At 61.1% G+C, this 17,404-nt stretch carries 21 protein-coding genes and 1 tRNA gene; 2 read left to right on the top strand and 20 right to left on the bottom strand.

The window, feature by feature from the left end:
* Positions 1-333 precede the first annotated feature (333 nt).
* The 18 genes from CWR53_RS06030 to CWR53_RS05945 form a co-directional block, all read right to left on the bottom strand.
* Positions 334-409, bottom strand: a tRNA-Lys gene (locus CWR53_RS06030).
* Between the two features lie 61 nt (positions 410-470).
* Positions 471-1,145 (bottom strand): 7-cyano-7-deazaguanine synthase QueC, encoded by a 675-nt coding sequence (gene queC / locus CWR53_RS06025; RefSeq protein WP_100851033.1) that lies wholly within the window; start codon positions 1,143-1,145, stop codon positions 471-473.
* A 15-nt stretch (positions 1,146-1,160) separates the two neighbouring features.
* Entirely contained in the window at positions 1,161-1,808 is a 648-nt protein-coding gene (gene queE / locus CWR53_RS06020; RefSeq protein WP_023536244.1) for a 7-carboxy-7-deazaguanine synthase QueE, read from the bottom strand.
* Positions 1,809-1,982: 174 nt separating this feature from the next.
* Entirely contained in the window at positions 1,983-2,789 is an 807-nt protein-coding gene (gene ybgF, locus CWR53_RS06015) for a tol-pal system protein YbgF (RefSeq protein WP_058604311.1), read from the bottom strand.
* A gap of 6 nt (positions 2,790-2,795) precedes the next feature.
* Entirely contained in the window at positions 2,796-3,299 is a 504-nt protein-coding gene (pal, locus tag CWR53_RS06010) for a peptidoglycan-associated lipoprotein Pal (protein WP_023536326.1), read from the bottom strand.
* A 54-nt stretch (positions 3,300-3,353) separates the two neighbouring features.
* The gene (gene tolB, locus CWR53_RS06005; RefSeq protein ID WP_058604312.1) at positions 3,354-4,625 is read right to left on the bottom strand and encodes a Tol-Pal system beta propeller repeat protein TolB; all 1,272 of its coding nucleotides are present in this window, start codon (positions 4,623-4,625) and stop codon (positions 3,354-3,356) included.
* A 26-nt stretch (positions 4,626-4,651) separates the two neighbouring features.
* Positions 4,652-5,773: a cell envelope integrity protein TolA gene (gene tolA / locus CWR53_RS06000; RefSeq protein ID WP_100851032.1), complete on the bottom strand. Its 1,122-nt coding sequence runs from the start codon at positions 5,771-5,773 to the stop codon at positions 4,652-4,654.
* A complete protein-coding gene (gene tolR, locus CWR53_RS05995; RefSeq protein ID WP_003254760.1) occupies positions 5,773-6,225 on the bottom strand; it encodes a protein TolR in 453 nt (150 codons plus the stop codon). The genes tolA and tolR overlap by 1 nt, the downstream gene beginning before the upstream one ends.
* 14 nt (positions 6,226-6,239) lie before the next feature.
* On the bottom strand, positions 6,240-6,935 hold the full coding sequence (gene tolQ, locus CWR53_RS05990) for a protein TolQ (protein WP_023536305.1): 696 nt from the start codon (positions 6,933-6,935) through the stop codon (positions 6,240-6,242).
* Between the two features lie 2 nt (positions 6,936-6,937).
* Complete coding sequence (gene ybgC / locus CWR53_RS05985) at positions 6,938-7,390, bottom strand: tol-pal system-associated acyl-CoA thioesterase (RefSeq protein ID WP_058604314.1); 453 nt, start codon at positions 7,388-7,390, stop codon at positions 6,938-6,940.
* Between the two features lie 124 nt (positions 7,391-7,514).
* A complete protein-coding gene (gene ruvB, locus CWR53_RS05980) occupies positions 7,515-8,561 on the bottom strand; it encodes a Holliday junction branch migration DNA helicase RuvB (RefSeq protein ID WP_023536242.1) in 1,047 nt (348 codons plus the stop codon).
* Positions 8,558-9,175, bottom strand: a complete 618-nt coding sequence (ruvA, locus tag CWR53_RS05975) for a Holliday junction branch migration protein RuvA (protein ID WP_058604315.1) — start codon at positions 9,173-9,175, stop codon at positions 8,558-8,560. Before ruvA ends, ruvB begins: the two co-directional genes overlap by 4 nt.
* Before the next feature lie 108 nt (positions 9,176-9,283).
* A complete protein-coding gene (ruvC, locus tag CWR53_RS05970; protein ID WP_023536229.1) occupies positions 9,284-9,808 on the bottom strand; it encodes a crossover junction endodeoxyribonuclease RuvC in 525 nt (174 codons plus the stop codon).
* 159 nt (positions 9,809-9,967) lie between these two features.
* Entirely contained in the window at positions 9,968-10,714 is a 747-nt protein-coding gene (locus tag CWR53_RS05965; RefSeq protein WP_100851031.1) for a YebC/PmpR family DNA-binding transcriptional regulator, read from the bottom strand.
* Positions 10,715-10,821: 107 nt separating this feature from the next.
* Complete coding sequence (gene aspS / locus CWR53_RS05960; protein WP_100851030.1) at positions 10,822-12,597, bottom strand: aspartate--tRNA ligase; 1,776 nt, start codon at positions 12,595-12,597, stop codon at positions 10,822-10,824.
* Positions 12,598-12,690: 93 nt separating this feature from the next.
* Complete coding sequence (locus CWR53_RS05955) at positions 12,691-12,912, bottom strand: FmdB family zinc ribbon protein (protein WP_023536249.1); 222 nt, start codon at positions 12,910-12,912, stop codon at positions 12,691-12,693.
* Positions 12,913-13,004: 92 nt separating this feature from the next.
* Positions 13,005-13,334: a ribbon-helix-helix domain-containing protein gene (locus tag CWR53_RS05950; protein WP_027914213.1), complete on the bottom strand. Its 330-nt coding sequence runs from the start codon at positions 13,332-13,334 to the stop codon at positions 13,005-13,007.
* Positions 13,335-13,472: 138 nt separating this feature from the next.
* On the bottom strand, positions 13,473-13,946 hold the full coding sequence (locus CWR53_RS05945) for a Dps family protein (protein ID WP_023536324.1): 474 nt from the start codon (positions 13,944-13,946) through the stop codon (positions 13,473-13,475).
* 274 nt (positions 13,947-14,220) lie between these two features.
* Here CWR53_RS05945 and CWR53_RS23345 point away from each other — a divergent pair, with 274 nt between their 5' ends.
* Complete coding sequence (locus CWR53_RS23345; protein WP_058604317.1) at positions 14,221-14,814, top strand: cold shock domain-containing protein; 594 nt, start codon at positions 14,221-14,223, stop codon at positions 14,812-14,814.
* 78 nt (positions 14,815-14,892) lie between these two features.
* Here CWR53_RS23345 and CWR53_RS05935 read toward each other — a convergent pair whose 3' ends face one another.
* Positions 14,893-15,099 (bottom strand): SlyX family protein, encoded by a 207-nt coding sequence (locus CWR53_RS05935; protein WP_023536323.1) that lies wholly within the window; start codon positions 15,097-15,099, stop codon positions 14,893-14,895.
* Complete coding sequence (locus CWR53_RS05930) at positions 15,089-15,520, bottom strand: HIT domain-containing protein (RefSeq protein ID WP_100851029.1); 432 nt, start codon at positions 15,518-15,520, stop codon at positions 15,089-15,091. The genes CWR53_RS05935 and CWR53_RS05930 overlap by 11 nt, the downstream gene beginning before the upstream one ends.
* Before the next feature lie 586 nt (positions 15,521-16,106).
* Here CWR53_RS05930 and CWR53_RS05925 point away from each other — a divergent pair.
* Entirely contained in the window at positions 16,107-17,378 is a 1,272-nt protein-coding gene (locus CWR53_RS05925; protein WP_058604319.1) for an OprD family porin, read from the top strand.
* The last annotated feature ends 26 nt before the right edge of the window (positions 17,379-17,404 follow it).

The following is a 17,404-nucleotide window of genomic DNA, read 5'->3' as shown; positions in this document are numbered from 1 at the left end:
GACTGGCCATCTCTCTGCCCATTACTTAGACGGAAAATTTTCCCATCCGCAGTAGTGGGCAAAGGGCTATCTAGTACTCTTGGACTAGGGGTCGCCTGCTGAGACTTCATCAGAGGCCACCTTGCACGTGAAACACTGCCCATGAATGAGGCAGTGTCACTGCAGACAGACTACGGCCCCAGCACTTTGACCAGAAACGAAAAAGCCCGCCGATAAGGGCGGGCTTCTCGTACAGATTTCACACAGAAGCGAACTGACTGTTCGATTCATACGATTGCTTTACTTGACGCTGACCCGGTGGTCTAGCTTGAGTATTCGCAACCGCTGCGAAGATGGTGGGTCGTGTAGGATTCGAACCTACGACCAATTGGTTAAAAGCCAACTGCTCTACCAACTGAGCTAACGACCCGTTGGATGGCGCGTATAATACTGATTTCTATAGAGAAATCAACACCCCGCAGTAAAATTTCTTAAAAATAGCGCGTTGGGTCCGCCACGGATGCTGCCTTGAAGCCGTCAGCGCGCAAGCGGCAGCTGTCGCACTTGCCACAGGCACGCCCGTCGTCATCAGCCTGGTAGCACGACACAGTTAAGCTATAGTCGACCCCGTGCGCCACGCCGGCCTGGACGATCTGGGCTTTGCTCATGTTCTGCAAGGGCGCCTGAATGCGGAAACCCTGTCCTTCGACCCCTGCCTTGGTGGCCAAGTTGGCCATGCGTTCGAAGGCTTCGACGAATTCGGGGCGGCAGTCCGGGTAGCCGGAATAATCCACGGCATTGACACCGATGAAAATGTCACGGGCTTGCAGCACTTCGGCCCAGCCCAGCGCCAGCGACAGAAACACCGTGTTGCGCGCTGGTACGTAGGTCACCGGGATACCCTCCCCCGGCGTTTCCGGCACATCAATGCTGCTGTCGGTCAGGGCCGAGCCACCGATGCCGTCCAGGTTCAGCCCGATCACCTTGTGCTCTACCACGCCCAGGTCCTTAGCGACCCGTGCAGCGGCGTTGAGCTCTGCGCGGTGGCGCTGGCCGTAATCGAAGCTCATGGTATAGCAGGCATAGCCCTGGGCCTTGGCCATGGCCACGACCGTGGCCGAATCCAGACCACCGGACAGAAGAATTACTGCGCGTTTATCAATCATGTCTCACTCTCTTGCTCAGCGGCCAGGTTCGTCGTTCCACAACAGCTTGTGCAGCTGAAGCTGGAAACGCACGGGCAAGTTGTCGGCAACGATCCAGTCGGCCAGGTCAGTGGCACTCACTTGGTGGTGGCTGGGCGAGAACAATACTTCGCCGGCGCGCTCGGCCAGGTTGTACTGAATCAACTTGGACACCGCCCAGTCGTAGTCTTCGCGGGAGCAGATGACGAACTTGACCTGGTCGTTGCGCGTCAGGTGCTCGATGTTCTCATAGCGGTTGCGGTGCGATTCTTCCGAACCTGGAGTTTTCAGGTCGACGACGCGGCTGACACGGGTGTCGGTGCCGGCGATATCGAGCGCGCCGCTGGTTTCCAGCGAGACTTCGTAACCGGCATCGCACAAGCGCTGCAACAGGGGCAAGGCGTTAGGCTGGGCAAGGGGCTCGCCGCCCGTTACGCAGACATAGCGCGGCTTGAAGCCGGCCACCTGTTCAAGGATCGAATCGAGGCTGCGAAGGGTACCGCCACTGAAGGCATAGGCGCTGTCGCAGTACTGGCAACGCAGGGGGCAACCGGTGAGCCGCACGAAGACCGTGGGCAGCCCAGCCGTTCGTGTTTCACCCTGCAACGAGTAAAAGACTTCGGTGATGCGTAATGTATCTTGCATGATCGCCACGGGCGTGACAGCAAAACAGGCTGCCCGCCTCCGTCAGGCACTGGCACGGACTCGACATAGCGTTATCCGTGACAGCGTGTTTACGAAAAAAGGGCGGTGATTCTAACGAAAAAACCCGCGCCAGGCGCGGGTTTCTTTCGAACGGCAGGCAAGCGCCCCATTACGTCACAGCTTTTGCAGGTCTCGCTGCGCCAGTTGCGCAGCCGAAGTGCCCGGGTATTGGGTCACCACCTGTTGAAGAATGCCCTTTACCTTGTCCGTATGGCCGAGACGACGCTCGACGTCGGCCAGTTTGTACAAGGAGTCTGGCACCTTGCTGTGCTTGGGGTACTTCTGGCTTACCTGGGCGAACGCCTGGCTTGCGCCCTGCAGATCACCCTTGGCCAGGTTCACTTCGCCCAGCCAATACTGTGCGTTACCGGCATATTGGCTGCTGGGGTACTTGCGCAGGAAGGCGTTGAACGCCTGGCTGGCCTTGTCGAAGTCTTTTTGCTTGATCAGGTCGAAGGCAGCATCGTAGTAGAGCTTCTCCTTGGCCGGATCACCGGGCTCGCTACTGGCGGCCGGTTGTTGGGCAGCAGCACCGGCTGCAGCCCCCGCGGCGGCGCCAGAGGCACCACCGGCGGAAGAATTGTCAGGGGTCGCGGCGGGCGCGGCGCCACTGTTGATGCGACGGTCCAGGTCCTGGTATCGCTCCAGGTTTTCCTGCTTCATGCGAGACACATCGTTTTGCAACTCTTCGATGATGCCTTGCTGGCGGGAAAGCTGATCCTGCATCTGTTGCAGCTGCATGAACAGCTGGCCCTGTGCAGAGGCAGGGGCCGAAGCCCCTGACCCGGCATAGGCGCCGCTCGTGCCATAACCCGCAGGCGGATAGCTGCCTGTGTTGTCATCTACTACAGGGACTGCAGCCCACGCCGAAAGGGGCAGGCTGAGTGCGAGGACGGTTACTGCACGGCGGCACTTGCGCATAGGAACTTACTTACGCAGTTCTACGCGACGGTTTTGAGCCCAGGACTGCTCGTCGTTGCCGGTAGCAACTGGACGCTCTTCGCCGTAGGAAACCACTTCCAGCTGAGCAGGGGAAACGCCCTGCAGAACCAGGTAGCGCTGAACGGCCTTGGCACGACGCTCACCCAGAGCCATGTTGTACTCGCGGGTGCCGCGCTCGTCGGTGTTGCCTTCCAGGACAACGCGGTTGCCGTTGGCTTTCAGGTCCTTGGCGTGAACGTCCAGAGCGCGCATGGCTTCTGGCTTCAGGTCCGAGCTGTCGTATTCGAAGTAGAAGGTGGTGATTGCGCGCAGAGCGGCTTCTTCGCTCAGGGAACCGTCGACTGCGCCGGTGTTGGCACCGTAGCCAGCGTTCGGGTCAACGGCGCCAGCGCCTTCACCTGCGTTGTCACCGCCCTTGGAGGAGCAACCTACAGCCACAGCCATGGCCAGAGCCAGCGCAGCGAATTTACCAAACTTCAGCATTTCCATCGTGAAACTCCTAATGAAACCCCAGTGTGTTAAGCAAAACGTATTACGCCGCAATCAGTTCAGGTAAGGGGACCAGGACGGTTCTCTGACTTCGCCTTGAGCGGTAGGAAGTGGGAGCCTCACGCGGCCATTAAGCGACACGAGCATCAAGACTCCCCGGCCCTGCTGGCGGGTGGCGTAGATTAGCATGGTGCCGTTGGGCGCAACAGTAGGAGACTCATCAAGACTTGTTTCCGAGAGAATCTTTACACTTCCGCGTTGCAAGTCCTGGGCGGCAACTTTGAAGTTGGTGAAACCCTGTTGGCGGTGAATCATCACCAGGGTCTTTTCATCCGCCGAGAGTTTAGGGTTGGCGTTGTAGTTACCCACGAAGGTTACGCGCTCGGCGCTGCCGCCACTGACCGACTGTTTGTAGATCTGCGGCTTGCCGCCACGGTCGGACGTGAAGTACAGGGTGTTGCCGTCTTTACCCCAGAAGGGCTCGGTATTGATGCCAGGGCCGGCGGTCACGCGGCTGATCTGACGCGAAGCCACGTTCATCACGTAGATGTCCGGGTTGCCATCCTTGGACAGCACGAAGGCCAGGCGCGAACCATCGGGCGACCAGGCAGGTGCGCCATTGAGGCCTTCGAAGTTGGTGACCTGTTCACGGCGACCGGTATCGATGTGCTGGACGAAGATACGCGGGCGCTTCTGCTCGAACGATACATAGGCGATGCGTTTGCCATCGGGCGCAAAGCGCGGCGACAGGATGGGCTCGCGGGACTGCAGCAGGGTCACGGCGCGGGCACCGTCATAGTCCGAACGCTGCAGGGTGTAGCGCGTGTTGTTGGTGGAGAAGCGCTCGGCCGTCACGTACAGCATGCGCGTGGAGAAGGCACCCTTGATACCCGTGAGCTTCTCGAACGACTGGTCGGCGATGTAGTGCGACATGTCGCGCAACTGGTCGGTGCTGCCAGCGACGCTGCCGGTCAGGACCTGCTGCTCGGTGGCGACGTTGAACAAGGCATATTGCACCTGCAAGCGCCCACCGGAGGGCACGATGCTGCCGACCATCACGTATTGGGCACCCAGCGCCTTCCAGTCGCGGAAGATGACTTCGCTGGCCTGGGAAGGCTGGCTGATCATGTTCTGGCGCGGGATAGGCGAATAGTAGCCGGAGTTGCGCAGGTCGTTGCCGATGATATCTGCCATGTCTTCAGGCAGCACACTGCCACCTTGAACAGCGAACGGCACCACCGCAATTGGCGTTGCCCGGTCACTGCCACTGGTGACCAGGATGTTCTTTTCCTCTGCTACGGCCATGCCTGCCACGCAGCACAGCATGACCAGCAGTCCTCTCAGACGTTTAATCACAACGCTAGATCCTCAGGTGTAAATGTCATCTTGAACGAGCGATATTGGTTGAAATCGCTCGGCTTCATGCCCTGCATTTCAGTCAGGCGACCGATGTTCTTCACCGCTGCCACCGCCGAGCTGTCGTAGGGGCCGTCACCGCTTGACCGGGCCACACTGACGCTGGTGATGGTGCCATCGGGCAACATGCTGATCTGCAGTACCACCGTCATGCCTTTACGCGCCGATGGCGGGCGAGCCCAGCCTTCTGCCGCGCGCATGCGGATCAAGTCGTCGAAGTCGCCGGCCACCTGGTCACCCTGCTCGTCGGCCAGCGCCTGCTGCCGCTCGGTGGTGTCGGACAAGAGCTCGGCCAGGGCCTGTGCCTTCTTGTCTTCAGCCGCCTTGCGAGCCGCTTCCTGTGCCTTTTTCTTCTGGGCATCGGCCGCGGCCTTCTTCTTGGCGTCTTCGGCTGCCTTCTTCTTCGCTTCTTCGGCCGCTGCCGCCTTCTTCTTGGCGTCTTCGGCCGCTTTTTTCTTCGCATCCTCGGCGGCCTTCTTCTTGGCCTCCTCGGCAGCTTGCTTCTTCGCCTCTTCAGCGGCCTGTTTCTTGGCCTCTTCTTCGGCTTTTTTCTTCGCTTCTTCCTCGGCCTTCTTCTTGGCGATGTCAGCCTGCTGTTTCTCGGCCGCTTTCTTCGCCTCATCGGCCTTCTTGGCTTCAGCCGCTTTCTTGGCCTCGGCGGCTTTGGCAGCTTCAGCGGCCTTGGCGGCGTCCTCGGCTTTCTTGGCCTCGGCGGCCTCGCGTGCCTCCTGGGCCTTTTGAGCAGCGTCGGCTTTCTTTTGTTCCGCAGCTTTCACCGCTTCCTGCTCGACCTTCTTCTGCTCAAGCTGCTCGACCTCGGTCTGGCGCGAAGCGGTTTTCTTGGCTTCCCCGGCAATCTTCTGATTGGTCTGAGTGGTGGCCTGGCTCTTGGACTTGAGCTGATACAGCGTAGCCTGAACGATCGGCTTGGCCGGCGGCAGTTCGGGCGTCATGGCAAAGCTTACGAACAGCATGCCGAACACCAGCACATGCAGGCCGATGGCCCAGACACTGGGCCAGAAGTAGCTTTCCGAGGCAGAGGGCTCTCGCTGTTGCATCAGGGTGCCTCGGTAATCAGGCCGACGTTACCGACACCGGCTTTCTGCAGCCCGCCCATGGCACCCATGACCGCGCCGTAGTCCACCGCCTTGTCGCCGCGGATGAATACCTGGGTCTGCTTGCCCTGGTCGCGGCCGGCCGCGATGATCTTGGTGACGGCGTCGGTCATGGCCGGCAGGGTCATGGCCTTGTCCATCTGCTTGTCGGTATCGACTTCGCTGCCAAGGTTCCAGTAGTAGGTCTTGTCGGCCTTGATGGAAATGGTAAGGATCTGGACGTTGTTGTCCTGCGGCAAGGCTTCGCTGGAAACCTTGGGCAGGTCGACCTTCACGCCCTGGTTGAGCATGGGCGCCGTCACCATGAAGATGACCAGCAGTACCAGCATCACGTCGATGTAGGGCACCACGTTCATCTCGGCGACGGGCTTGCGTTTGTGGCGAACTCGGGCCATGGGCTTCTACCTGATTACTCTTCGCTGGTGTGCACTTTGCGGTGCAGGATCGCCTGGAATTCGTCGGCGAAGGTGTAGTAACGGCCGATCAGCGTCTCGCTGCGGGCCGCGAAGCGGTTGTACGCAATCACCGCCGGGATGGCTGCGAACAGGCCGATGGCCGTGGCGATCAACGCCTCGGCGATGCCCGGCGCAACGGTGGCGAGCGTGGCTTGCTGGGCGCTGGCCAGGCCGCGGAAGGAGTTCATGATGCCCCACACGGTACCGAACAGGCCGATATAGGGGCTGGTCGAACCCACGGTCGCCAGGAACGGCAAACTTTGCTCGAGCTTTTCTTCTTCGCGGGAAATGGCAACGCGCATGGCACGGCCAACCCCTTCCATCACGGCATCCGGATCAACGCCAGGTTGCTGTCGCAGGCGGGAAAACTCCTTGAAGCCTGCACGGAATACCTGCTCCACACCCGAGTCCGGGTCCGGGTTGCTACCGGCCTGGCGGTACAGCTTGGACAGGTCGATACCCGACCAGAAGCGCTCCTCGAAAGCATCGAGCGCACGACGACCGGCGCGCAGCATGGTGCTGCGCTGGAAAATCATGATCCACGAGGTGACCGAGGCGGCCACCAGGGTCAGCATCACCAGCTGCACCACGACGCTGGCGTTACTGACCAGACTCCACATGGAGGTATGGTCGACGACGTTAGCTTCCACGCTTATTCTCCTGCATTCGATTGATTACCCGAGCCGTCTGCCGCAAAGGCGTCGCGCAGCTGGGGAGGTATGGCTCGGGGTTTGAAAGTGTCGGCGCGCACAGCGGCTATCAGGAACCGCCCTTCGCAGAGCAGCGTGTCGTCCCTTTCCCGCCACACTTGCTGCACGAAGTGCAAGCTGGCGCGATTGAGTTCAAGTACGTGCGCGGTCACCCGCAATTCATCGTCCAGCCGCGCCGGCGCGTGGTAGCGCGCTTCGCTGGAATGGACCACGAACAGCAGATTGTCGTCAGCCAGTTGCGACTGGGAAAAGCCCAGGTGCCGCAAGCGTTCGGTGCGCGCGCGTTCCATGAATTTCAGGTAGTTGACGTAATACACCACGCCACCGGCATCGGTATCTTCGTAATAGACGCGACAACGGTGTGTGAACGGTTCCAGGCCTTTTTGCGCGCGCATACTCTAGTGCTTACTCCTCGGCTTGCCAATCCGCTCTGGCAACTGTTTTTCAACATTCATGTCCAGGTGTCAACGCCCCCGCTGCATGCCAGCGGTAGGACCACGAAAAGCGTGTTTCGATCTGTCATTCATCACCCGGCTCGGAAAAATCCGCGCCCTCCCCCAACCGCCCGGGAACATTCAGGCCGAAGTGCAGGTAGGCGTGCCGAGTCACCACACGGCCACGGGGGGTGCGCATGATGTAGCCCTGCTGGATGAGATAGGGCTCGAGCACGTCCTCGATGGTGTGACGTTCTTCGCTGATGGCGGCGGCAAGGTTGTCGACGCCGACCGGGCCACCGTCGAACTTCTCGATCATGGTCAGCAGCAGGCGCCTGTCGGAATGGTCGAAGCCGCGCTCATCGACGTCCAGCAGGTTGAGCGCCATGTCGGCCACGGCCTTGGTGATCTGGCCTTTGCCGCGCACCTCGGCGTAGTCGCGTACCCGCCGCAGCAAGCGGTTGGCAATGCGCGGCGTGCCACGGGCACGGCGTGCGATCTCGTAGGCACCGAGGTCCTCGATGACCAGGCCCAGGATGTTGGCCGAACGGCTGACGATGGTGGCCAGGTCCTTGTCGCTGTAGAACTCCAGCCGCTGCACGATACCGAAACGATCGCGCAGCGGGTTGGTGAGCATGCCGGCGCGCGTCGTGGCCCCGACCAGTGTGAAAGGTGGCAGGTCGAGCTTGATCGAGCGGGCCGCCGGGCCTTCGCCGATCATGATGTCGAGCTGGAAGTCTTCCATGGCTGGGTAGAGCACTTCTTCGACGACCGGCGAGAGCCGGTGGATCTCATCGATGAAGAGCACGTCATGAGGCTCAAGGTTGGTCAGCATGGCGGCCAAGTCGCCAGGGCGCTCGAGAATCGGCCCCGAGGTGCTTTTGACCGACACACCCATTTCGTGGGCGATGATGTTGGCCAGGGTGGTCTTGCCCAGGCCTGGCGGGCCGAAGATCAGGGTGTGGTCGAGCGACTCGCTGCGCCCACGCGCCGCCTGGATGAACAACGCCATCTGCTCGCGCACCACGGGCTGGCCGATGTACTCCTCCAGCCGCAATGGCCGGATGGCGCGATCCTGGACTTCTTCGCGGTCGCGGCCACTGGCAGCGATCAGGCGGTCGGCTTCGATCACTTGGTAATCATCCCCTTGAGGCTGCGACGAATCAGCTCTTCACTGGAAAGCCCCGACTTGTCCTTGATCGCGCCGATGGCCTTGCTCGCTTCCTGAGGCTTGTAGCCCAGGGACACCAGGGCGCTGACCGCATCCGCCTCGGCGCTGGACTCGCTGGCGGCCGGCAGTGGGCCATCGGACACCAGCGTGAACATGGCCGGTGACGTTTCCCAGGCCTTGAAGCGGTCCTTGAGCTCGACCAGCAGGCGCTCTGCTGTTTTTTTGCCTACGCCGGGTACGCGTACCAACACCGAGGCGTCCTGGGCCTGGACGCAGCGCACCAGCTCATCGATCTCAAGCCCGGACATCAGTGCCAGGGCCAGCTTGGGGCCTACACCGTTGAGCCGAATGAGTTCGCGGAACAATTCGCGCTCGCGCTTTTCGGCAAAGCCATAGAGCAGGTGGGCGTCTTCGCGCACCACAAGGTGTGTGTGCACTGTCACCGGTTCGCCGACCTTGGGCAGGCGATAAAGCGTCGTCATGGGGACTTCCAGTTCGTAGCCCACGCCATTGACGTCGATGATGAGGTGCGGCGGCTGCTTTTCCGCCAGGGTGCCGCGCAAACGTCCGATCACGTTTCGATCCTTTTCACGGGGAGCTGCTCGATGGCCGCTCAACCCTATCAGCAAATACGGCAGGCGGACGCTCCACCTGCACAAAATGTGTATCAGCGCATGAAGCGCTTACAGACGCAAGCGCCCACCGCGCCGACGCGCCGTCGACAGCCCATGGGGCACCAGACTCGAACGGGTGTGGGCATGGCACAAGGCGATGGCCAGCGCGTCGGAAGCATCGATCTGGGGCTTCTGGGTCAGCTTGAGCAGGTGCATGACCATCATCATCACCTGGTCCTTGTTCGCCCCGCCGGTACCGGCCACCGCCTGCTTGACCTGAGTGGCGCTGTACTCGGCGATTTCCAAGCCTGCTTCAGCCGCGGCGACGATGGCCGCGCCTCGGGCTTGTCCCAGTTTGAGGGCGGAATCGGCGTTGCGGGCCATGAACACGCGCTCGATGCCCATGGTCACCGGGCCGTGCTGGCCGATGACTTCGCTGACCCCCCGAAACACGATCTGCAAGCGCTCGTGCAGCTCACCACTGCCTGTGCGGATGCAGCCTGAGGCCACGTACTCGCAACCACGTGCGGTCTGGCGGACGACGCCATAACCTGTGATGCGCGAGCCGGGGTCGATACCTAGAATCAGAGTCATAGCGCCTGTCGTTGAAGTGAAGCAGTGTGCAAACAGTACAGGCCCTTTCGCAGATCAACCCCCTGGCCAGGTCGCATGTGTCGCCACCTGTGCCACGGGTGCCCTGCGAAAGGGCCTGTACGACGCCCGGAAGCGTCAGTATGGCGCGCCGGAAAGCCTTCAGCCGAGGTTTTCCATGATCTCGTCGGAAATCTGCGCATTGGAGTAGACGTTCTGTACGTCGTCCAGGTCTTCGAGCATGTCGATCAGCTTGAGTACCTTCTCGGCGCCCTCCTGATCGAGTTCGGCGCTGGTGGTCGGCTGCATCACGATTTCGGCGTCGGTCGCCTTGAAACCGGCCTCTTCCAAGGCATTGCGCACGGCGTAGAAGCTGTTGAACGAGGTGAACACGTCAAACGAGCCGTCCTCGTGGGCCACCACGTCGTCGGCATCGGCCTCCATCGCCGCCTCCATCAAGGCATCCTCCTCCAGGCCCGGCGCAAAACTGATCTGCCCTTTGCGCTCGAACAGGTAGGCGACCGAGCCATCGGTGCCCAGGTTGCCCCCACACTTGGTAAAGGCATGGCGCACGGCTGCAGCTGTGCGGTTGCGGTTATCGGTCATGGCCTCGACCATGATCGCTACACCGCCCGGCCCGTAACCTTCATAGGTGAGCTCTTCGACGTTGTCGCTTTCGTTCGTGCCGGCGCCACGGGCCACTGCGCGATCGATGATATCGCGGCTCATGTTGGCGCCCAGGGCCTTGTCCAGCGCCAGGCGCAGGCGCGGGTTGGAGGCAGGGTCCGGGCCGCCTTGCTTGGCAGCGACTGTCAGCTCGCGGATCCACTTGGTGAATACCTTGCCCCTCTTGGCATCCTGGCGCTCTTTGCGGTGCTTGATGTTCGCCCACTTGGAATGACCCGCCATAACGACTCCCGATCCGTGTAACAGAAACAGGTTCCGCCCCGAAGGGCGGAACGTGGAAAGACTGCGCCAAAGCGCGTGGGCGCAACCGCCGGCTGCGCCCGGGCCGATTACTCGACCTTGGTCTGCTCGCGCAGACGGATGTGCAGCTCACGCAATGCCTTGGCATCGACCATGCCCGGCGCCTGGGTCATGACACACGCGGCGCTCTGGGTTTTCGGGAAGGCAATCACTTCACGAATCGACTGGGCGCCGGTCATCAGCATGACCAGGCGATCCAGGCCGAAGGCCAGGCCACCGTGAGGCGGTGCACCGAACTTCAGGGCATCGAGCAGGAAGCCGAACTTCTCTTCCTGTTCCGCCGCCTCGATACCCAGCAGGCGGAACACGGCCTGCTGCATTTCCTTGCGGTGGATACGGATCGAGCCGCCACCGAGTTCGGTGCCGTTGAGCACCATGTCATAGGCACGGGACAGGGCCGTGGCCGGGTTGGCTTCCAGTTCCTCGGGCGTGCACTTGGGCGCGGTGAACGGGTGGTGCAGCGCGGTGAAGCTGCCGTCTTCGTTTTCTTCGAACATGGGGAAATCGACGACCCACATCGGCGCCCACTCGCAGATGAACAGTTCAAAGTCGTGACCCAGACGAATACGCAGGGCGCCCAGCGCTTCGCTGACCACCTTGAACTTGTCGGCACCGAAGAACACGATGTCGCCGTCAACGGCGCCCACGCGGTCGAGGATGGTGTTGAGATTGGCCTCGGGGATGTTCTTGACGATCGGCGACTGCAGACCTTCAACGCCCTTGGCACGCTCGTTGACCTTGATGTAGGCAAGGCCACGGGCACCGTAGATGCCGACGAACTTGGTGTATTCGTCGATCTTGCTGCGCGGCATGCTGGCGCCGCCTGGCAGGCGCAGCGCGGTGACGCGGCATTTAGGATCGTTGGCGGGGCCGGCGAATACCTTGAAATCCACGTCCTTGAGCTGGTCGGCGACGTCAACCAGCTCCAGCGGGATGCGCAGGTCTGGCTTGTCGGAGCCATAGCGACGCATGGCTTCCTCGAAGGTCATGTGCGGGAATTCGCCGAACTCCAGGTCCAGCACTTCCTTGAACAGCTTGCGGATCATGCTCTCGGTCAGGCCCATGATCTCGGACTCGTCCAGGAAGCTGGTCTCGATGTCGATCTGGGTGAATTCCGGCTGGCGATCGGCACGCAGGTCTTCGTCACGGAAGCACTTGGCAATCTGGTAGTAACGATCGAAACCGGCGACCATCAGCAACTGCTTGAACAGCTGTGGCGACTGCGGCAGGGCGAAGAAGCTACCGGCGTGGGTACGGCTTGGCACCAGGTAGTCGCGCGCGCCTTCAGGGGTGGCGCGGGTCAGGATCGGCGTTTCCACGTCGAGGAAGCCGTTTTCGTCGAGAAAGCGTCGAATGCTGCTGGTGATGCGCGAACGCAGGCGCAGCTTGTCGGCCATCTCAGGGCGACGCAGGTCGATGAAGCGGTAGCGCAGACGCGTTTCTTCACCAACGTCGGAGTATTCGTTCAGCGGGAACGGCGGGGTTTCGGCTTCGTTCAGCACATTGAGCTGGTAGCCGAGGATTTCGATGGCACCGGAGGCCATGTTGCTGTTCACCGCACCTTCCGGGCGACGGCGGACCTTGCCGGTGATCTGCACGACATACTCGCTGCGCACACGGTCTGCTGCGGCGAAGGTGTCGGCGCGATCCGGATCGAAAACGACCTGGGCCATGCCCTCGCGGTCACGGATGTCGAGGAAGATCACCCCGCCGTGGTCCCGGCGACGATGGACCCAGCCGCAAAGGGTGACTTCCTGGCCGTCCAGGCTCTCGTTCAGTTGGCCGCAATAATGGCTGCGCATCATGATGGTGGTTTCGCTTCTCGTGATTCGTGTATTCGATGGAGGCCTTGGCCGCCCGGAGGGCTAATACTGCAAGACCCGGTCATAGCATTCAACTCAGTCGGCCTTGTCGCCGCCTGCCAGATTCTTTTTCGCACCGGTCTTGAAGTCGGTTTCGTACCAGCCGTTACCGCTCAGGCGAAAGCCGGGTACCGACAGCAGTTTCTTCATCGCCGGCGCCTGGCAGGCCGGGCAATCGGTGAGCGGCGCGGCGCTGATTTTCTGCAGCACTTCCATACGGTGCTCGCAGGACGCACATTGATAGTCGTAAAGGGGCATGGATGTCTCTCGTCAACCATAACGCTGGCTGCCTGGGCAGCAAAAGGCGGGATTATATATGGTTAACCAGCGCTGCGCAGCCCGCCGGGCAATCAGTGCGACGTCGGTGGCTGCTGCAACCAGGCCACGCAGATCACCCGTATCAGCCCGCTGAAGTTGCGCACGCCCCCCTGGCGCAGGTGCACCTCACGGTCGACGTAGGACAACACCGCACTGACCGAGCACTGGTTGGCAGCGGCAATGCGCTCGAGGATACCCCAATACACGGCTTCAAGGCGCAGACAGGTGGAAAAACCATTGAGCCGCACCGAGCGGGAAACAGGCTGGGTCTGCAACATGTCGAAATCTGCCGTGAATGGGTCGACGCATTGCTTGCCGGGCCAGCGCCCCTGACCTGCCGTCCGCTTGCCAGACTGAGCCATCTGCACACCTCCTGATGATTGAACCAAGGGGTGTATCAAGCGCCGAACGCGCCAGTGCAGAGCAGCGGCAAACCCTTCCCGCACAGAAACCGGCAGGCCGGCCCAGTCACCCTGGGCAGGCCTGTCGGCACGGTCCGGCTATTTCTCGTCGAGCAACACGCGCAGCATCCATGCAGTCTTTTCGTGGACCTGCATGCGCTGGGTCAGCAGATCGGCCGTGGGTTCATCGCTGACCTTGTCAACCGCTGGGAAGATACTGCGGGCGGTGCGCACTACCGCTTCCTGCCCTTGCACCAGTTGCCGGATCATCTCGTCGGCTGGGGGAACCCCCTCCTCTTCCTTGATCGAAGAGTGCTTGGCGTAGAACGCGTAGGACCCAGGCGCCGGGAACCCCAGGGCGCGGATGCGCTCGGCAATGGCGTCCACCGCCAGCGCCAGCTCGTTGTACTGCTCCTCGAACATCAGGTGCAGGGTACGGAACGAGGGCCCGGTGACGTTCCAATGGAAGTTGTGGGTTTTCAGATACAGCACGTAGGTATCTGAAAGCAGGCGGGAAAGCCCATCGACGATGGACTTGCGATCTTCTTCACTGATGCCGATATCGATTGCCATGATGCTCCCCTTCGGAAAACGTGAAACCCAAGCGGGTGCCGACCACTTTAGCAACACTCTGAGCGCCGCGCCTCTGTCAGGTGGCCGCAGGCACAGGGCGCCGGGTGCAGTTTGAGTAGCCTGCAGGTTTACGGTTAAATAGGCAGCGTGCCATTCGTGCGGACTGCAATTGCCGAATGCATAGGCTGAAGGCCACGTGTTCGCGCCAACACTTCATGCGCACCGGGCCATCAGCTCTTCCCGTGATCAGCTTCAATCAATGTGAGCCAATCCCATGTTCAAGATCGTCCACCTGGTGACAGGCGCGGCAGCCTTGCTGCTAGCGTTCATACCCAGTCTTAAAACCGAGGCAACGCCTTTCCTGCAACAACCCGACGCGGTCTACCTGGCCCTGTTCGGCTTGCTCAACCTGATCCTGGCGCCTGTCCTGCCGCTGTACTACCGAGGTGCCAGGCAGCAGCTGCAATACCTGGCCTGCGCCCTGCTGGTGGTGGCCGTGGTGCTGCAGACCCTTACCGTGCTGGCTCGACCGGAGCTTGGCAACCTCGCGGCGCTGGTGTGCGCCGCTCTGGCCGTGGTCCTGCACCTGGGCGCAGGCTTTGCCCAGGGCACGCGCAAGGTACGCAGCAGCCAACAGCCACTGACGGAGGCCGGCAACCGAGATATGGGCACGGTCAAGTGGTTCAATACGTCCAAGGGGTTCGGGTTCATTTCCAGGGACTCAGGCGATGACATCTTCGTGCACTTTCGCGCCATCCGCGGCGAGGGCCATCGCATCCTGGTAGAGGGTCAACGCGTAGAGTTCTCGGTCATGCACCGCGACAAGGGCCTGCAGGCCGAGGATGTGGTCCCCGTCACGCGCCGCTGACAGGCGAGCAGGCTTCAACACGTTGAAACCAGGCCTGTCGCTTCGCCCACGGGTGCGACAGGCCTGACGACCAGATGATCAATAGTGAGGCGGCGGCGCCTCTTCACCCTCGCTGCCATACTGACCTGCCATCTCTTCGTAACGTTTGATCAACTCGGCCATCTGCAACTGCAGCCGCTCGATCACGCGCCCTTGCTCGACCACCACATCGTTGAGCGCCTGGAGGGTGTCGTCCTGGAATGCCTGGCGCGTTTCCAGCTCGATCATTCTCGGCTCAAGCGACATCGGCGGCCTCCTGGAAACCTTCGAGGTGCAGATTTCGTACGCGGGCGCGTATCGCCTGTACTTGTGCGTCGGTATAGGCCACGGCCGGGCATTTGCCCCAGACCGGTGCAGGCCAGGCCACATCATCGTGCTGGCGAACGATCACGTGCATGTGCATTTGGCTGACCACATTGCCCAGCGTCGCCACGTTCATCTTGTCAGCCCAGTAGCTGCGCTTAAGCGCCTCGGCAAGCTGCGTGGTTTCCTGCCAGAGCAGGTGCTGGTCATCCAGGCTCAGGTCGAACAATTCGCTGACCTCGGCACGGCGCGGCACCAGGATGAACCAGGGGTAGTTGGCATCTCGGCTCAGCAGCAACTGGCACAGGGCGAAATTGCCCAGCACCCAAGTGTCCTGGTGCAAGCGTGGATCAAGAACGAACACGGCGTACCTCCTTCAGGCAAAGCGACCCGCACGGTGGCGGTAAAGACGGCAGCAAGGATACCTTGCGCAATTGCGGTAACACAGCGCTACTTTTCGCACCAATAAGGTGCTTCGCCACGTCAACTGACTCCCTAGCCCACCACAATTGACACCGCATTAACATGTTGCGGTAACACATTGACTTTGATAGCAAGCTAGCCAACTGAATAGCCCGGCCGGGCGGTCTTGAGGTGCAGTCCGACCAACCCCCGTGTTTACGGCGGTTGAAACGAATTCCTGAAAATTTTGTGAAAAATTCATCAATGCCAGCCCAAGTTGAGCACGCTTGTTGCATTGCCTTCACCCCAAGTCGGCATGCTCTCTGAAACACCTGCACACCGGGCGTCACCACCCTCGGATGCGACGCTGAATTGCCCGACAGCGACACGGCCAAAAAGTTCCATCAAGAGTGCTTTACGCCATATCGCCAACGACCTTCAGCGTGCTATACATTTTCGCCGACATAACAAGAAAGAGCTGCACCCTATAACTAGAACACCTGGATGCAGCGGTACTCTTCCTAAAAAAACCAAAGGAGCAAGTCACGATGCGCGTGATGAAGTGGAGCATGATCGCCCTGGCCGTTTCGGCGGGGTCCTCGCAGATGGCACTGGCCTCTTCGCAGGATGAGTCCAAAGGTTTCATTGAAGACAGCAAGCTGAGCGTCAAAACTCGCATGCTGTATTTCAGCCGTGATTTCCGCAACAACGAAGGCGGCCAGAGCCGCCGTGAAGAAACCGGCCTCGGCTTCGTGGGTACTTATGAGTCGGGCTTCACCCAGGGCACCGTGGGCGTGGGTATCGACGCCATTGGCATGCTCGGCCTGAAACTGGACAGCGGCAAGGGCCGTGCTGGCACCGGCCTGTTCCCGAACGGCTCGGACGGCCGTGCACAGGATGACTATTCCAAGGGTGGCGGCGCGGTTAAATTCCGTATCTCCGACACCGTACTGAAAGTCGGCGACCAGTTCACTGCCCTGCCAGTGTTCGCCACCGACGACAGCCGCCTGCTGCCGGAAATCGCCCAGGGCGCGTTGCTGACCAGCAACGACATCAAGGGCCTGACCCTGCACGCGGGTCGCTTCACCAGCCTGACCGGTCAGGAACAGACCAACCGTGACAGCCTGCGCCTGAAAGAAGCCGACGTATTCGGCGGCACCTATGCCTTCACCGACAGCCTGTCCACCAGCCTGTACTACTCCAAGGTCGAAGACTACTGGCGCAAATACTACGCCAACGTCAACTGGGCGCTGCCGCTGTCGGACAAGCAAGGCCTGGTGTTCGACTTCAACTTCTATGACACCAAGAGCGACGGCCAAGGCCTGCAGCGCGCCGAAAAAGACGGTGTGACCAAGCTCGACAACCGTGCGTTCAGCCTGTCCGGTGCGTACAACATCGGCGCCCACACCTTCACCCTGGCCTACCAGAAAGTGACCGGCGACGGCGACTACGGCTACGGCGTCGACGGTGGCGGCACCGTGTTCCTGGCCAACTCCGTGGCCCGTTCCGACTTCAACGCCGAAGGCGAGAAGTCCTGGCAGGCTCGCTACGACCTGAACTTCGCCGAGTACGGCATTCCAGGCCTGAGCTTCATGACCCGCTACGTGCGTGGCAGCGGCGCCGACACCGGCACCACCAGCAACGGCAAGGAATGGGAACGCGACATCGACATCAAGTACGTGATGCAAGAGGGCCCTGCCAAGGACCTGAGCTTCCGCGTTCGTCAAGCCACCTACCGTTCTTCCGATGGCGTCTACTACGGCTCCCCATCGCTGGACGAGCTGCGCCTGATCGTGGAGTACCCGCTGAGCATCCTGTAAGCCTGGCTTGCAACGCTCCGCACCTG

Origin of the sequence: Pseudomonas sp. SGAir0191, assembly GCF_002812565.2 — a bacterium.
In the GTDB taxonomy this organism is placed as follows: Bacteria; Pseudomonadota; Gammaproteobacteria; order Pseudomonadales; family Pseudomonadaceae; genus Aquipseudomonas; species Aquipseudomonas parafulva_B.
This window is presented reverse-complemented; position numbering and strand designations above follow the sequence as displayed.

Bases quoted from the DNA above. Each gene is read 5' to 3' on its own strand.
- queC (WP_100851033.1), bottom strand. From the start codon at position 1,145: ATGATTGATAAACGCGCAGTAATTCTTCTGTCCGGTGGTCTGGATTCG.
- queE (WP_023536244.1), bottom strand. From the start codon at position 1,808: ATGCAAGATACATTACGCATCACCGAAGTCTTTTACTCGTTGCAGGGT.
- ybgF (WP_058604311.1), bottom strand. From the start codon at position 2,789: ATGCGCAAGTGCCGCCGTGCAGTAACCGTCCTCGCACTCAGCCTGCCC.
- pal (WP_023536326.1), bottom strand. From the start codon at position 3,299: ATGGAAATGCTGAAGTTTGGTAAATTCGCTGCGCTGGCTCTGGCCATG.
- tolB (WP_058604312.1), bottom strand. From the start codon at position 4,625: ATGCTGTGCTGCGTGGCAGGCATGGCCGTAGCAGAGGAAAAGAACATC.
- tolA (WP_100851032.1), bottom strand. From the start codon at position 5,773: ATGCAACAGCGAGAGCCCTCTGCCTCGGAAAGCTACTTCTGGCCCAGT.
- tolR (WP_003254760.1), bottom strand. From the start codon at position 6,225: ATGGCCCGAGTTCGCCACAAACGCAAGCCCGTCGCCGAGATGAACGTG.
- ybgC (WP_058604314.1), bottom strand. From the start codon at position 7,390: ATGCGCGCGCAAAAAGGCCTGGAACCGTTCACACACCGTTGTCGCGTC.
- ruvC (WP_023536229.1), bottom strand. From the start codon at position 9,808: ATGACTCTGATTCTAGGTATCGACCCCGGCTCGCGCATCACAGGTTAT.
- CWR53_RS05965 (WP_100851031.1), bottom strand. From the start codon at position 10,714: ATGGCGGGTCATTCCAAGTGGGCGAACATCAAGCACCGCAAAGAGCGC.
- aspS (WP_100851030.1), bottom strand. From the start codon at position 12,597: ATGATGCGCAGCCATTATTGCGGCCAACTGAACGAGAGCCTGGACGGC.
- CWR53_RS05955 (WP_023536249.1), bottom strand. From the start codon at position 12,912: ATGCCCCTTTACGACTATCAATGTGCGTCCTGCGAGCACCGTATGGAA.
- CWR53_RS05950 (WP_027914213.1), bottom strand. From the start codon at position 13,334: ATGGCTCAGTCTGGCAAGCGGACGGCAGGTCAGGGGCGCTGGCCCGGC.
- CWR53_RS05945 (WP_023536324.1), bottom strand. From the start codon at position 13,946: ATGGCAATCGATATCGGCATCAGTGAAGAAGATCGCAAGTCCATCGTC.
- CWR53_RS23345 (WP_058604317.1), top strand. From the start codon at position 14,221: ATGTTCAAGATCGTCCACCTGGTGACAGGCGCGGCAGCCTTGCTGCTA.
- CWR53_RS05935 (WP_023536323.1), bottom strand. From the start codon at position 15,099: ATGTCGCTTGAGCCGAGAATGATCGAGCTGGAAACGCGCCAGGCATTC.
- CWR53_RS05925 (WP_058604319.1), top strand. From the start codon at position 16,107: ATGCGCGTGATGAAGTGGAGCATGATCGCCCTGGCCGTTTCGGCGGGG.